The sequence below is a fragment of the Streptomyces sp. NPDC002690 genome, from assembly GCF_053592415.1.
The window spans coordinates 26,919-40,724 of record NZ_JBSFVR010000029.1; the positions used below are offsets into that span (position 1 = coordinate 26,919).

13 protein-coding genes are annotated in these 13,806 nt (G+C 71.3%); 8 read left to right on the top strand and 5 right to left on the bottom strand.

The features are described 5' to 3' along the window. Nucleotides 1-311 precede the first annotated feature (311 nt). The gene (locus ACWD3D_RS06885) at nt 312-1,181 is read left to right on the top strand and encodes a L,D-transpeptidase family protein (RefSeq protein ID WP_451459862.1); all 870 of its coding nucleotides are present in this window, start codon (nt 312-314) and stop codon (nt 1,179-1,181) included. Between the two features lie 243 nt (nt 1,182-1,424). On the opposite strand, the gene ACWD3D_RS06890 is transcribed toward ACWD3D_RS06885, so the two are convergent. The 4 genes from ACWD3D_RS06890 to ACWD3D_RS06905 form a co-directional block, all read right to left on the bottom strand. After that, on the bottom strand, nt 1,425-2,807 hold the full coding sequence (locus ACWD3D_RS06890; RefSeq protein WP_451459863.1) for a hypothetical protein: 1,383 nt from the start codon (nt 2,805-2,807) through the stop codon (nt 1,425-1,427). Then, nucleotides 2,807-3,571, bottom strand: a complete 765-nt coding sequence (locus tag ACWD3D_RS06895) for an RNA polymerase sigma factor (protein ID WP_451459864.1) — start codon at nt 3,569-3,571, stop codon at nt 2,807-2,809. The genes ACWD3D_RS06890 and ACWD3D_RS06895 overlap by 1 nt, the downstream gene beginning before the upstream one ends. A gap of 869 nt (nt 3,572-4,440) precedes the next feature. Continuing rightward, on the bottom strand, nt 4,441-5,115 hold the full coding sequence (locus ACWD3D_RS06900) for a hypothetical protein (protein WP_451459865.1): 675 nt from the start codon (nt 5,113-5,115) through the stop codon (nt 4,441-4,443). Nucleotides 5,116-5,433: 318 nt separating this feature from the next. Further along, nucleotides 5,434-7,056 (bottom strand): family 20 glycosylhydrolase, encoded by a 1,623-nt coding sequence (locus ACWD3D_RS06905; protein ID WP_451459866.1) that lies wholly within the window; start codon nt 7,054-7,056, stop codon nt 5,434-5,436. Nucleotides 7,057-7,431: 375 nt separating this feature from the next. Between ACWD3D_RS06905 and ACWD3D_RS06910 the strand changes: the two genes are divergently transcribed. The 6 genes from ACWD3D_RS06910 (at nt 7,432) to ACWD3D_RS06935 (ending at nt 12,388) form a co-directional block, all read left to right on the top strand. Then, a complete protein-coding gene (locus tag ACWD3D_RS06910; protein ID WP_451459867.1) occupies nt 7,432-8,112 on the top strand; it encodes a 2-oxo-4-hydroxy-4-carboxy-5-ureidoimidazoline decarboxylase in 681 nt (226 codons plus the stop codon). 135 nt (nt 8,113-8,247) lie between these two features. Further along, nucleotides 8,248-8,628, top strand: a complete 381-nt coding sequence (gene sdhC, locus ACWD3D_RS06915; RefSeq protein ID WP_327177610.1) for a succinate dehydrogenase, cytochrome b556 subunit — start codon at nt 8,248-8,250, stop codon at nt 8,626-8,628. A 5-nt stretch (nt 8,629-8,633) separates the two neighbouring features. Next, the gene (locus ACWD3D_RS06920; RefSeq protein ID WP_327177609.1) at nt 8,634-9,110 is read left to right on the top strand and encodes a succinate dehydrogenase hydrophobic membrane anchor subunit; all 477 of its coding nucleotides are present in this window, start codon (nt 8,634-8,636) and stop codon (nt 9,108-9,110) included. A 29-nt stretch (nt 9,111-9,139) separates the two neighbouring features. After that, nucleotides 9,140-10,900: a succinate dehydrogenase flavoprotein subunit gene (sdhA, locus tag ACWD3D_RS06925; RefSeq protein WP_451459868.1), complete on the top strand. Its 1,761-nt coding sequence runs from the start codon at nt 9,140-9,142 to the stop codon at nt 10,898-10,900. After that, the gene (locus ACWD3D_RS06930) at nt 10,900-11,667 is read left to right on the top strand and encodes a succinate dehydrogenase iron-sulfur subunit (RefSeq protein WP_328719773.1); all 768 of its coding nucleotides are present in this window, start codon (nt 10,900-10,902) and stop codon (nt 11,665-11,667) included. Before sdhA ends, ACWD3D_RS06930 begins: the two co-directional genes overlap by 1 nt. Nucleotides 11,668-11,797: 130 nt before the next feature. Then, nucleotides 11,798-12,388 (top strand): hypothetical protein, encoded by a 591-nt coding sequence (locus ACWD3D_RS06935; protein WP_451459873.1) that lies wholly within the window; start codon nt 11,798-11,800, stop codon nt 12,386-12,388. A gap of 34 nt (nt 12,389-12,422) precedes the next feature. Here ACWD3D_RS06935 and ACWD3D_RS06940 read toward each other — a convergent pair whose 3' ends face one another. Further along, on the bottom strand, nt 12,423-12,932 hold the full coding sequence (locus tag ACWD3D_RS06940) for a MarR family winged helix-turn-helix transcriptional regulator (protein WP_451459869.1): 510 nt from the start codon (nt 12,930-12,932) through the stop codon (nt 12,423-12,425). A 350-nt stretch (nt 12,933-13,282) separates the two neighbouring features. Between ACWD3D_RS06940 and ACWD3D_RS06945 the strand changes: the two genes are divergently transcribed. Continuing rightward, on the top strand, nt 13,283-13,711 hold the full coding sequence (locus ACWD3D_RS06945) for a hypothetical protein (protein ID WP_451459870.1): 429 nt from the start codon (nt 13,283-13,285) through the stop codon (nt 13,709-13,711). The last annotated feature ends 95 nt before the right edge of the window (nt 13,712-13,806 follow it).

Consider the following 13,806-nt stretch of genomic DNA (forward strand, 5'->3'; position numbering starts at 1 on the left):
CGCGTCCCCAGTGACACGGAACGCGCGGCATTGCGGGCCGCGGGGACCTCACGGGCCACGGGGAGGCCGAAGTGAGACGTACACGAGCGACACGTTCACCCTCGACGGCGACTTCGCGAGCGAATCCGGAATCGACGCCGCCAACCGGTCCGACGCCGGCCTCGGCCCGGGCAACGGCATCCGCGTCGGGACGGGCCACGGCATCCGCGTCGGCCGGGGCAGAGGCATCCGCGTCGGCCGGGGCAACGGCATCCGCGTCGGCCTCGCTCCCCGCCTCCGGACGAGGCCGGTCGTCCGCGCGGAGGGCGGCCGTGACCGCCGCCGTCCTGCTCGTCGGGGCGGTCCTGGCGACGGGGTGCGAGCCGGTGGAGGTGAACGGCGGGGCGAGCGCCTCGCCCGTACCCGTACCCGCCGCACCGTCCCCCACCGGGGCGTCCGCCGCACCGCCGCCGTCCGCGACGCCCTCGCCGTCCCGGCCCTCGGACGACAAGCCGGTCGCTCCGGGCACGAGTTCGGCCGCCCCGGCGGCACCGGCGCCCACACCGTCCGCCTCGGTCCTGATGACGGTCGGCTCGGAGGGTGCGCGGGTGCGCGAACTCCAGGCCCGGCTGCGGCAGGCCGAGCACTTCGCCCGCAACCCCACCGGCTACTACGGGACGCTCACCTCCCGGGCGGTGGAGGACTTCCAGCGCGAGCTCGGCCTCCGGGTGACGGGCCGCACGGATTCCGTCACCTGGCAGCGGCTGCTGGCCGCCACGCGCACGCCCACGGCGTCCGAGCTCGACCCGCCGACCGAACTCCCGGTGGCAGCCCCGGACCCGCGCTGCCTGAAGGGGAGGGTGCTCTGTGTCAGCAAGGAGAGCCGGACCCTGGCGTGGATGATCGACGGGCGGGTGGTCTCGGTGATGGACGTACGGTTCGGCTCGGAGTACACGCCGACCCGCGAGGGCGTCTTCTCCGTCTACTGGAAGTCGCGCGACCACGTCTCCACGCTGTACGGCTCCGCGATGCCGTACGCGATGTTCTTCAGCGGCGGCCAAGCGGTGCACTACTCGGCCGACTTCGACGCGCGCGGCTACGCCGGCGCGTCCCACGGCTGCGTCAACGTCCGCGACGAGAAGAAGATCTCCGCGCTCTACGAGCAGGTGAGGAACGGCGACAAGGTCGTGATCTACCACTGAGGCGCCGCTCGACCGGAGGAGCGAGGAAAAGGGGCGCGGAGAAGGAGCGAGAAAAAGGGGCGCGGACGGGACCGGGGGAACGTGTCCCGCCCGCGCCGATGCGCGGAGCCGAAGGTACGGGGGGAACCCCGGCTCGATGCGCCGCCGATGACCAGTCGGCTCACTTCCTACTGCGTCACCGATCCGAAAAACGTCACTGCTGCGGCCCGGATGTGACCGGCCCCACAGGGGCGGCCCTACGGCCTACCCGCCGAAGTCGCAGCCGTCGCCGTGTCCGCCCTGCCCGGCCGTCGCGCCCTGCCCGGCCGTCGCGCTCTCCGCGCTCCCCTCGGAAACGGGTGCGGAAGCGGGTGTGGAAACGGGTGCGGGGGTGGCCGGGCCGGGGCCCGCCGCCCACACCGCACCGGGCGCGCCCGCGAACGGCGCCGCCGACGGAGCGGCCTTCGCGGAAGACCCGGGAGGCGCGGAAGACGCGGGAGGCGCGGGAGGCGCGGAAGACGCGGGAGGCGTCGCGGCAAAGGTGGTGGCCCTTTTGGCTACCGGTGTCGCGGCCATGGTGGCGGCGGGGCCCTCCGCAGGGGCCTGCCGGAGCGAGAAGGAGGAGGACCGGCCCTGCTGAGAGGTGTCCTGGTTCCACTCGTACGTGTCGCCACCGGGGCGGTCGGAGCCGTCGCCCGAGCCGTTCTGGTCCGGCCCGTCCGGCCCGCCCGGCCCGTCCCCCGCGCCGGAGCCCTTGGAGGAGGAGCCCGCGAGGGTCGCGCAGTAGGCCGGAATGTTCCCCTCGCCCCGGGCCAGTTGGGCGAGGCGGCGGCGCTCCCGGTCGTCCAGGTGTCCGTCCCGGTAGTCGTGGCAGTCCTCCAGGACGGCGGCGTACCGGTCGGTGTCGGTGCCGCCGGAGCCGCCTTGGTCGCCGAACGCGCCCCGGTCCGCGACCCCGTCCAGGTAGCCGCCCGCCCGGCCGCCGGTGCCGACCCCGCCGCCCGGTCCGCCGGTACCCGGGGTGGCGCTCGCGCCGCCCGCTCCCCCGGAGGTTCCTCCGGCGCTCCCTCCGGAGGCGTCGCCCGTACCGTCCGGAGCGCCGGAAGGGGCGTCCGTACCAGGCGGCTCCGGAGCGGTACCGTCCGGCGAGGCGGCCACCGAGACGGAGGCCGCCGGACCGCTTTCCGCGCCGCCGAACGCGCCGGTCAGCGCACCCGTACCGGCGGCCACGGCGACTCCGCCGAGTGCGCAGCCCGCGAGCGAGGCCACCAGGCCGATGCGTACCGGCCCGCCGAAGCGGGGGCGCTCCCGGCGGCCGGACGAGGAGGGCGGCGTGCCGAGTCGCACCGGGTCGAGCGTGCCCCCGCCCGGGGCGGTGCCGGCTTCCGCGGCGGGTCCGACGGGCCGCCGGTGGCGCCCGGTGCCGGCGGACCCGCGAGCCGGACCCACCTGACGGAACGCGGCCAACGCGGCTTCCTCGCCCGCGAGTTCACCGTCCGACGAGGGTCCCGGCCGGGCCGCGCCGAGCGTCTCGGCGAGGTTCCGTGCGGCGAAGCGCGCCTGAGCCCCGGGAGGCACGACCGGTTCGCCGCGGAGCAGTTTCTCCGCCGCGTCCCTGTCGAGCCACTCGTCCTGCTCGTCGGCCATCACATGTCCTTCTGCGTCCACGGACGCGAATGCGTCACTCCGGGAACCACTCCCGCGGGCGCCACCACGCCACCCCGTCCGACGCGTTGCGCGGGTACGGCACCGAGTTCCGGCGCGGGCCCGTCCCGGCTCCCGGCGCCAGGCTCCACTCCGTGCTCCGCCCCGTCGTTCAGCGGCCCCCGAGGGACCGTACCGGCCCATTCCGCTTCCCGCTGCTCCCCCGCCAGCATCTCCGCGAGCCGCTTCAACCCGCGGTGCGCGGCGGTGCGTACGGCACCGGGCCGCTTCCCCAGGGTCTGCGCGGCGCTCTTCGCGTCGAGGCCGACGACCACCCGCAGCACCACCGCTTCCGCCTGGTCCCGCGGAAGCCGGGCTATGAGCGCCATGGCCCGGCCGGTGTCGATGGCCTCCAGGGCCTCTCCCTCGGTGTCCGAATCCGCCGGACGACCCGTCAGCTCCATCTCGTCCCCGCCGATCGCGGGCCTCCGGCCACGCATCCGCAGATGATCGAGGGAACGGTTACGCGCGATCCTGGCAGCCCATCCACGGAACCGGTCGGCGTCACCGCTGAACCGGCCCAGGTCGCGGGCCATCTGGAACCACGTCTCGGACGCCACGTCCTCCGCGTCCGCTTCCCCCACCAGCGTTCGTATGTACCCCAACAGCCTCGGCTGCACAGCGCGGTACACAACGCGGAAGGCTTCCTCGCTCCCGCCCTGCGCCGCGAGCACCGCGGCGGTCAGCTCCGCGTCGTCCCCCAGCACCCCTCAACCGCCCTGCTGTCCCGAATCGCGGCTGGTCACCGCCGCTGCGCCACCCTGCGCGATCAGCACGCTACGTGCTGGGCGGGTGTCGCGTCCATGGCTTGTACAAGTCGCAACAAACCGTCGGCACCTGCTGGTGTGACAGAAAACGCGGTCGCGGCGCTGAGTGGGGTACGGGGCCGCACTGCGGCTTCGCGGAAGACGGCCGGGGCCTCTCCTGTGGGGGGTGGCGGCCCCGGTCGTTTTCCTCAACACATCCTCTGGCCCGACCATATGCAGGCCCAGAGTCCCCCGTCGAGGAGAACAACTGCTCGACGGCCCGTCCGGTCGTCCCGAACTCCCCTTGACCCGGATCACGTTCGGGCGGTCCCGGAAGCCGGGGGGGCAGGAGCGCGGGGACGGGTCCGCCGAAGCCCTCCGCGCCGCTCGTCGGCCCGAGGCCATGACGCCCCTGCCGTCCCGGCTCAGGGGAGCCACTCTTCGCGGTAGTTCGACACGGATCTCGCGAGCGTTTCCGAGAATGCCGTCGTTGGAATGGAACACCGTGTCGTAGCGGGGGCGGCGGGGATCGACCGGAACGTGGACCGGTCCCTCGCGGGCGACGTCGAGGAAGGGGTGCGCGGTCTCCCGGAAGCCCTTCGCGCTGCCGGTCATGAAGAGCGTCTCGGCGTGCGGGTGCTGGTCGAACAGGCCGCGGTTCTCGCGGTGGTGGCGCGCCGCGCCGACCACCGCGGTCCGCTCACGCTCGACCTCGGGCAGACTCGCGGTCTGCGGGATCCCGGGACCGAGACGGCCTCGCAGCCGCTTCCAGCGCGCGGGGGCGCCGAGGCGGATGCCGGGAAGTCGGCACCCCCACGCCAGGGCGCCGCTCACGCCTGGTTGCGGGCCCGGCGGGACATGACCGCGCGCAGCACGCGGCGGCCCTCCGTCGAATGGTCGAGCGCCCGTCGCAGCCCGGCGCCGCTGCCGGGTGAGCCGGCGGTCTCGGCGAGGATCTCCAGCAGCTCCCGCTGGCGGCGCAGTTCGCCCGAGACGAGCGGGCCCGCGTCGGCCTCGGCCCCGGCGGAGCCGATCCTCAGCAGCTCCAGCGCCTCCCGTTCACCGCCCTCCGGCGCCTCCCGCACACCCGCGGCGTCCGCCGCCGGGGCCCCCGCGCCCGGTGCGGGCGGCTGGTCGGCGCGGCGGTGGATCTCCAGGGAGAGCAGGGAGCAGGCGTCGGCCCAGGCGCGCAGGGGCCCCGCCTCGAAGGTCTCCGGGGCGGCGTCCAGTACCGCACGGATGCGCGCCAGGGACTCGTCGGGCGCCTCGCCGACTCCGTCACCGGCGCCGCCACCCGCCGGTTCGTCCAGGGCGGCGACGGTCTCGCGCGCGGCGGTGAGGCGGGCGGCCCAGGCGGTGCCGTCCTCGCAGCTCGCCCAGAGCGGGCGCAGCGGTTCCGGACCCTCGCCCTCCGGGGCCGGGGGCAGACAGCGGTCCAGGCAGGCGAGGCCGCTCGCGGCCAGTGCACGCGCATCGGCGCGGGCGATGAGATCCCACAGGTTCATGACGTACCCCCACGGTCTTCGTTGTCGCGTACAGCGCCGTGTGGCGCGAATACGTCACCGCACGTCGGCAGGAAACGCCCGCCAGGGCACCGCCGGAGCGCCCCACCAGCCACAACAATCCCAGAAAGTAGGAAAAATGACTCCGGCTCGGCGCGATATTGATGGAGGAATCCGGGAGGAAACCAGGAGGACCCGAGGTGGCCGCCCCCCCCGCCCCGACGGTCGGATGGCTTGATTCCGATTCCGCTCGTCCCCGGGGCTCCCCCCGGCCCCCGGCATTCCCAGGACCTCCGGGGCCCCCGGGGCCCTCGTCGCCCCTCACCCCCGTCCGTCGATCTCCGAGGCCAGCGCGGTGAACTCCGCCCAGCTCAGCGCCGGCTTCCCCGGTACCCAGAGCTTCTGGGCCGTGGCCGCGAGCGGCAGCCGGATGCCCTCGGCCACCTGCGCCTGCGTCTGCGCGTTCGGGAAGTCGCCCCAGACGGCGAACCGGCCGCCCAGGATCTGGTCGGAGTACTTCGCCGGGACCGGCCGGGTGCCGCGCAGCACGAGCGGGGTCCACTGTTCGTAGATCCGCTTGCCGGTCGGGTAGACGAAGGTGTTCGGCTGGCCGAGCACGTAGTAGAGGAACTCGTCGTTGAGGTTCACCACCGGGCGCCCCTCGCTCAGGTACGCCTCGGGTTCGCGGGCGCCGATCTCCTTGCCCGTCCAGTACTCGATCTCGATCCGCTTGTCGGCAGTCACAGTGCCGCCGCTGAAGAGGCCGTCGTTCCACGCCTTCGCGGTCATCCCCTTCGGGCGGACGACGGCGGCGCGGTCGTTGAGCCAGCCGGTGGCGAGGTCCTCGATGGTGGCGCCGTCGCCGTACTTCTGCCGGGCGGCGGCGAGGAGCTGCGGGTACGAGGCATCGGGGTCCGGGACCGTGAGCGCCTGGTACTCGTCGGCGCCCAGGTGCCAGAACGTGCCCCCGAAGAGGCCGCTGAACTCGTCGAGCAGTTCGTCGATCAGCTTCGCCGCCCCCGGTTTCGAGATGTCGAGGGACCCCTTGGACGCCGCCCCGGAGACGCTGCGGAGCTGGAGGTCGGGGTGGGCCCGCAGGACGGCGCCGAGGTGTCCGGGCGAGTCGATCTCGGGGACCACCTCGATGTGCAGGCTCTTCGCCAGCGCCAGGATCTGCTTCACCTGGGCCTGGCTCAGGTGGTCCGGGGAGACCACCTCGGGGTGCGAGCGGGACTCGATGCGGAACGCCTGGTCGTCGGAGAAGTGCAGGCCGAGCTGGTTCATCTTGAGGTCCGCCAGTTCACGGAGTCGGCTCTCGATCCAGTCGACGCTGTACGGCTTGCGCGCGATGTCCAGGTTGAGTCCGCGCTGCGGCCGGTCGGGACGGTCGTTGACGACTCCCTCGGGAAAGGTGCCGTCCGCCTCGACCGACTGCTTGAGGGTGCGGGTGCCCCAGAAGACGCCGGCCTCGTCGGGTCCGCTGATGGTCACCCGCCCGTCCCGCACGGTGAGCTCGTACGACTCGGCGCCGGTCTTCGCTCCCTTGTCCAGGGAGAGTTCGACGTCACCCGTACGGGGGGTCGCCTCGCCCCGGTAGTGCAGCTCGAGCTCCCCGGCGAGCAGCCGGGCCTCGTCGGCGAGGGCGCCGCTGCCGTCCGCGACGACCACCGCGCCCGAGGAGGCGGGCTTCCAGCCGGGGCCGCGCGCGGCGGTGTGCTCGCGTACGGCCGGGATGGTGCGGGGCGCCTTGGACAGGGGGTAGCTGCGGGTGGGCGACGGGGAGGGGGATATGGCGGGCGCCGACGACGCGGCGTCCCCGGTGGGCTCGGAGCCGCCGCCGTCACCCGAACCGCAGGAGACGAGGGCGAGCGCGGCGACGGTGGTGAGGGCGGCTCGGGCAAGGAGGGCGCCGCGTGAAGGGGACGTGCCGCGTGAGGGGGACATGGGGGTGGAACCTCCGGGGCGTGGGGGGCGTGGAGGGCGGGGCGGGAGGGAGATGCGCACGACGCAGAGATAGCGCGCCGGGGCACGGAGAGGGGCCTCCGGGCCTTACTTAGCCCGATCGAGGGACACGACGACCGGACGGAATGTCACTCAAACGTTCCGAAACTCTCTCGTTCGGGTGGTTTTCTGGGTTCCGCCGGACGGGTGTCGTCTGATCTCGCTACCGTTGCGGCACATACGCCACTCCCTTCACTTTCGTCCCCCCGCGCGACCTCGCTGCCTTCCCGACCCCTCTCCAGGGTCACCGGTGTTCATTCGTCCGAGGAGTTCACGCTGTCCAGGTCCAGCGAGCCCACCACCGGTCTGCCGGAGCAGGTGCGGCAGACCGGCCGGACGGGCCGTGCCGTCCGCGACCGTGTCCCCGCGCCCGCCCCACCGCACCGCTGCCCCGCCGACCCGGCCGGCCCGGCCACGGCCGCGGAGGACCCGGCCGGCACCGCAGGCCCGCCGGACCCCCGCCTCGCGGGACTCGCCCGGTTCAACGGTGCCCCGTTCCTGGTGGCGGAGGCCGCCCTGCTGGAGTGCTGCGGCAGCACCCGGTGGGCGCACCGCGTGGCCTCGTACCGTCCGTATCCCGATCTGGACTCCTTGCTCGCCGCCTCGGACGAAGCGGGTTACGACCTGTCTCCCACGGATGTCGCCGAAGCGCTCGCCGGCGAGGCGGCGCCCTCGCTGCACGAGGACGCGCCCCACGCGGCGCGTCTCGCGCTGCACGCGGCACACGCGGCGTACGTGACCAAGTTCGGGTACCCCTTCGTGATCTGCCTGGACGGCCACCGGCCCTCCCACCACGTGGACCAGGTGCTCGCCGGCATCAGGGCCCGGCTGGCCCACGACGAGGACGAGGAGCGCTCGCTGACCGCGGAGGAGATGCGGCGGCTCGCCCGGGAACGCATCATCGAGCTGGTGACGGCGCCCTCCTCGGGCACGGCGCCGGACACGGGTGCGGGCTGCGAAACCCCTAGCCCGTCCGTGGCTGATCGATTGCCTCTTTGATCACAGCGAGGGCCCCGGCGCGAACGAACCGACAAAGCGTCGCTACCATGGCCGGGGCCGGTGGACCGTACCCGGCCGGGTCAGACCGACAGTCAAGCCGGCCGACCCCAATCCCCGCTCCCGGAGGGTTCTTCCGTGCCGGCTGGAACGCTGTACCGCGGCCGGGAAGGCATGTGGTCCTGGGTGGCTCATCGAGTCACCGGTGTCCTCATTTTCTTCTTCCTGTTCGTACACGTCCTGGACACCGCTCTCGTCCGTGTCTCCCCCGAGGCGTACGACGACGTCGTCAACACCTACAAGACCCCGATCGTCGCGCTCCTCGAGTACGGCCTGGTCGCCGCCATCCTGTTCCACGCGCTCAACGGTCTGCGGATCGTCGCCGTGGACTTCTGGTCCAAGGGACCGCGCTTCCAGAAGCAGATGCTCTGGACCGTGCTGGGCATCTGGATCGTGCTGATGGTCGGGGCCCTGTACCCCGTCCTCGGTCACGCCGTACGTGAAATCTTCGGGAGCTGAGGCCCATGTCGACCGAGACCTCCTCCGCGATCGGTGACGTCGAAGGCGTGAGCCTGTACGACGTCGACCACCCGGCTCCGGTGATCGAGCCCCCGCGCAAGCGGACCGGCAAGACGCCGAAGTCGACGCGCGGCAACTTCGAGATGTACGCCTGGCTCTTCATGCGCCTGTCGGGCATCGTGCTGGTCGTCCTCGTCATCGGCCACCTGCTGATCCAGCTGGTGCTCGACGGCGGCGTCTCCAAGATCGGTTTCGCCTTCGTGGCGGGCCGGTGGGCCTCGCCGTTCTGGCAGGTCTGGGACCTGGCGATGCTCTGGCTCGCCATGCTCCACGGCTCCAACGGCCTCCGTACGGTCATCAACGACTACGCCGAACGGGCCAACACCCGCTTCTGGCTCAAGATGCTCCTGTACACCGCCACGGTCTTCACCGTCCTGCTGGGCACGCTGGTGATCTTCACCTTCGACCCGAACATCCGCTAGGCGCCGGGCCAGAGGGACCAGAGGAAATCATGCAGATCCACAAGTACGACACCGTCATCGTCGGTGCCGGCGGCGCCGGTATGCGCGCGGCCATCGAGTCCACGAAGCGCAGCCGCACCGCGGTGCTGACGAAGCTCTACCCCACCCGCTCCCACACGGGCGCGGCGCAGGGCGGCATGGCCGCCGCGCTGGCGAACGTGGAGGAGGACAACTGGGAGTGGCACACCTTCGACACGATCAAGGGCGGCGACTACCTGGTCGACCAGGACGCCGCCGAGATCCTGGCGAAGGAGGCCATCGACGCCGTCCTCGACCTGGAGAAGATGGGCCTGCCGTTCAACCGCACGCCCGAGGGCCGTATCGACCAGCGCCGCTTCGGCGGGCACACCCGCAGCCACGGTGAAGCCCCCGTCCGCCGGTCCTGCTACGCCTCGGACCGCACGGGCCACATGATCCTCCAGACGCTGTACCAGAACTGCGTCAAGGAGGGTGTGGAGTTCTTCAACGAGTTCTACGTCCTGGACCTCCTGCTCCAGGAGGACCCCGAGACCGGCGTGAAGAAGTCCGCCGGTGTGGTGGCGTACGAGCTCTCCACGGGCGAGATCCACGTCTTCCAGGCGAAGGCGATCATCTTCGCCTCCGGCGGCACCGGCAAGTTCTTCAAGGTGACGTCGAACGCGCACACCCTGACCGGTGACGGCCAGGCCGCCGCGTGGCGCCGCGGGCTGCCGCTGGAGGACATGGAGTTCTTCCAGTTCCACCCGACGGGCATCTGGCGCATGGGCATCCTGCTGACGGAGGGCGCCCGCGGTGAGGGCGGCATCCTCCGCAACAAGGACGGCGAGCGCTTCATGGAGAAGTACGCGCCGGTCATGAAGGACCTCGCGTCCCGTGACGTCGTGTCCCGCTCCATCTACACGGAGATCCGTGAGGGCCGCGGCTGCGGTCCCGAGGGCGACCACGTCTACCTCGACCTCACGCACCTCCCGCCGGAGCAGCTGGACGCGAAGCTCCCGGACATCACGGAGTTCGCGCGTACCTACCTCGGCATCGAGCCCTACACGGACCCGATCCCGATCCAGCCGACCGCGCACTACGCCATGGGCGGCATCCCGACCAACGTCATGGGCGAGGTGCTCTCGGACAACACGACCGTCGTCCCGGGCCTCTACGCCGCCGGCGAGGTCGCGTGCGTGTCCGTGCACGGTGCCAACCGTCTGGGTACCAACTCGCTGCTCGACATCAACGTCTTCGGACGCCGGTCGGGCATCGCCGCCGCCGAGTACTCCGCGGAGAACGACTTCGTCGAGCTTCCCGAGAACCCGGCACAGATGGTCGTGGACCAGGTCGAGCGCCTGCGGAACTCCACCGGTACCGAGCGCGTCTCGGCGATCCGCCTGGAGCTCCAGGAGTGCATGGACGCCAACGTGATGGTGTTCCGCACCGAGCAGACGATCAAGACGGCGGTCGACAAGATCGCCGAGCTGCGCAAGCGCTACCTGAACGTGTCCATCCAGGACAAGGGCAAGCGGTTCAACACGGACCTGCTGGAAGCCGTCGAGCTGGGCAACCTGCTCGAACTGGCCGAGGTCATGGCGACCTCCGCGCTGGCCCGCAAGGAGTCCCGCGGCGGTCACTACCGCGAGGACTTCCCCAACCGCGACGACGTCAACTTCATGCGCCACACCATGGCGTACCGCGAGGTCGCGGCCGACGGCACCGAGTCGATCCGGCTCGACTACAAGCCGGTCGTCCAGACCCGCTACCAGCCGATGGAGCGTAAGTACTGATGGCTACCCCGACCCTGGAGAAGACGAGCGCCCCCGAGCCGGGCTTCGCCGACACCCCGTACATCACCGCCACGATCCGGATCCGCCGCTTCAACCCGGAGGTCTCCGAGGAAGCGGTCTGGCAGGACTTCCAGATCGAGATCGACCCGAAGGAGCGTGTCCTCGACGCCCTTCACAAGATCAAGTGGGAGCTGGACGGCACTCTGACGTTCCGCCGTTCCTGCGCGCACGGCATCTGCGGCTCCGACGCGATGCGGATCAACGGCAAGAACAGGCTCGCCTGCAAGACGCTGATCAAGGACATCAACCCGGAGAAGCCGATCACGGTCGAGGCCATCAAGGGCCTCACGGTCCTCAAGGACCTCGTGGTCGACATGGACCCGTTCTTCCAGGCGTACCGCGACGTCATGCCGTTCCTCGTCACCAAGGGGAACGAGCCGACCCGCGAGCGTCTGCAGTCCGCCGAGGACCGCGAGCGCTTCGACGACACCACCAAGTGCATCCTGTGCGCCGCGTGCACGTCCTCGTGCCCGGTGTTCTGGAACGACGGCCAGTACTTCGGCCCGGCGGCGATCGTCAACGCGCACCGCTTCATCTTCGACTCGCGCGACGAGGCCGGGGAGCAGCGGCTGGAGATCCTCAACGACCGTGACGGCGTGTGGCGTTGCCGCACGACGTTCAACTGCACGGACGCCTGCCCGCGTGGCATCGAGGTCACCAAGGCCATCCAGGAAGTGAAGCGCGCGCTGATCACGCGTCGTTTCTGATCCGAACGGTCCGACGGGAGGCCCCGTCCACCGCACGCGAAAGCGGCGGAGGACGGGGCCTCTTGGGTGTTTTCCGGGCCGGAACGGTACGGTCGTGTGCGCAGCGCCGGACGAATGAATCGGGGACATGGTGAGCGAGCCGAATCCGTACGCGGACGATGCCTACAAGTGGGGCCCGGCCCAACAGCCCGCCAATCCGCCAACGGTGGCGGACGGCCAGGGGTACGGCTACCCGGCGGGCGGCCCGCCGGCGTACGGCTATCCGCAGCCACTGCCCGAGTCCGCGGCCCAGCAGGGGCCGGGATACGGCTACCCGGGGCCGGGGCAGCAGCCGACGCAGGGCGGCAACTTCCCTGTCCCGCAGCAGGGTTACGGCGGCGGGCCGATGCTGAGCATAGGTGACATAGCCATAATGAACGACTCGGTCGTCACCCCGTCCGGGACAATGCCCCTCAAGGGCGCGGTGTGGACGGCGACGGACATGTCACGCACCGAGGAGAAGATACCCACGGTGGCGATCGTGCTGGCGATCGTCTTCGCGCTGCTCTGCCTGGTGGGTCTGCTCTTCCTCCTGATGAAGGAGAAGAAGACCACCGGCTTCGTGCAGGTGACGGTGACCAGCGGCGGCCGTCACCACTCGACGATGATCCCGGCGCGGGACGCGAACACGTTCCCGATGGTCATGTCACAGGTCAACACTGCACGCTCGATGAGCGTCTGACCCGCCCGCCCCACTCCGTGCCGCCCCTCGCCGCTCAGGCGCCGGGGGCGTCCGGCCCTTGCTCGGCGGCCAGCAGGACGCGCCGCAGCAGGGAGTTGAGCTGGACGCGCCCCTCGGCGTCCAGCACACCGATCAGCCGGGTCTCCTCGTGGCCGAGGTAGTCCATGGTTCCCATCCAGACGGCCCGGCCGGCCGGGGTGAGTTCCACGACGACCCTGCGCCGGTCGGTGGTGGAGGGGGTGCGGCGCACGTAGCCGCGGCCCTCCAGCACGTCGAGCCGGCCGGTGACGGAGGCGGGCGCCAAGTCGAGGGCGGCGGCCAGTTCGGACGGGGCGGCGGAGCCGCCGCGCCCGGCCAGCTCGTGGAGAGTCTCGAACTCCGGGCGGTCCAGGTCGGCGTCGGCGAGCGACTGCTCCCGGACCCGGCGCAGATGTGCGGTGATCTTCTGCATGCGGGTCACCGCGCCCTCGACGTCGGAATCGAGTCCGGGAAGTACCGGCTTCCACCGCTCTATGTGACTGTCGACCCGGTCGCGTGGCTGCATGGCGGAATCGTACGCCTGCGGCGACGAGCTCCCTCACCGCGTCCGCGCTCGCCGGGACGACCGTGAACTGTCGTATCCCGATAACAAATTATTCGAAATCGAAATAAACCGAGCAGCCCCCTCGCCCTCGCCGGCCCGGGGCACCCCGGGCCGGTCCGGAACACCTTGAGATGCCGACCGTCCGGGCGCGGACGTCGGCCCGGGCCACCTCGCACGACTGGCCGATACGGATCCCCGCGATGACACCGGAGACAGCCCCGCGACCATTCCGACCTCTTCTTGAACATGTTCAAGAAGAGGTCTACAGTCCATGACAACGGGTTGTTGAACACGTTCAAAGGGGCTGGGGCATGGACCTCACCGTGGTCGCGTACATCATCTATCTGGTCGTCAGCGTGGCGCTCACCGTCTGGGTGGCGCGCACACTGAGCCGTAACGGGCGCATCTTCATCGCGGACGTCCTGAAGGGGAACGAGAAACTCGCCGACGCCGTGAACCACCTGCTGGTGGTCGGCTTCTACCTGGTGAACCTGGGCTTCGTGACGCTCTACCTGCGCAACACCGACACCATCGAGAACGCCCGCGCACTCTTCGACGCGCTCTCGCCGAAGATCGGCGTCGTGCTCCTGGTACTCGGCGCCATGCACCTGGGCAACGTCTTCGTCCTCAACCGGATGCGCCGACGGGGCCTGATGGAGCGTGAGCAGACCCCGCCGGTACCGCCGCAGGGCTGGACCGGGCCGCAGGGCCCGTGGACGGTACCCGCCGCCGGAAGGTGAGCGGCATGGCCCACTCCTCGACGCCGTCGAAGGTGATGGAGCCGGCACCGTCCGGGAGCTGCATGGTCTCGCCGGGCGCGAGGCGCTGCTTGAGG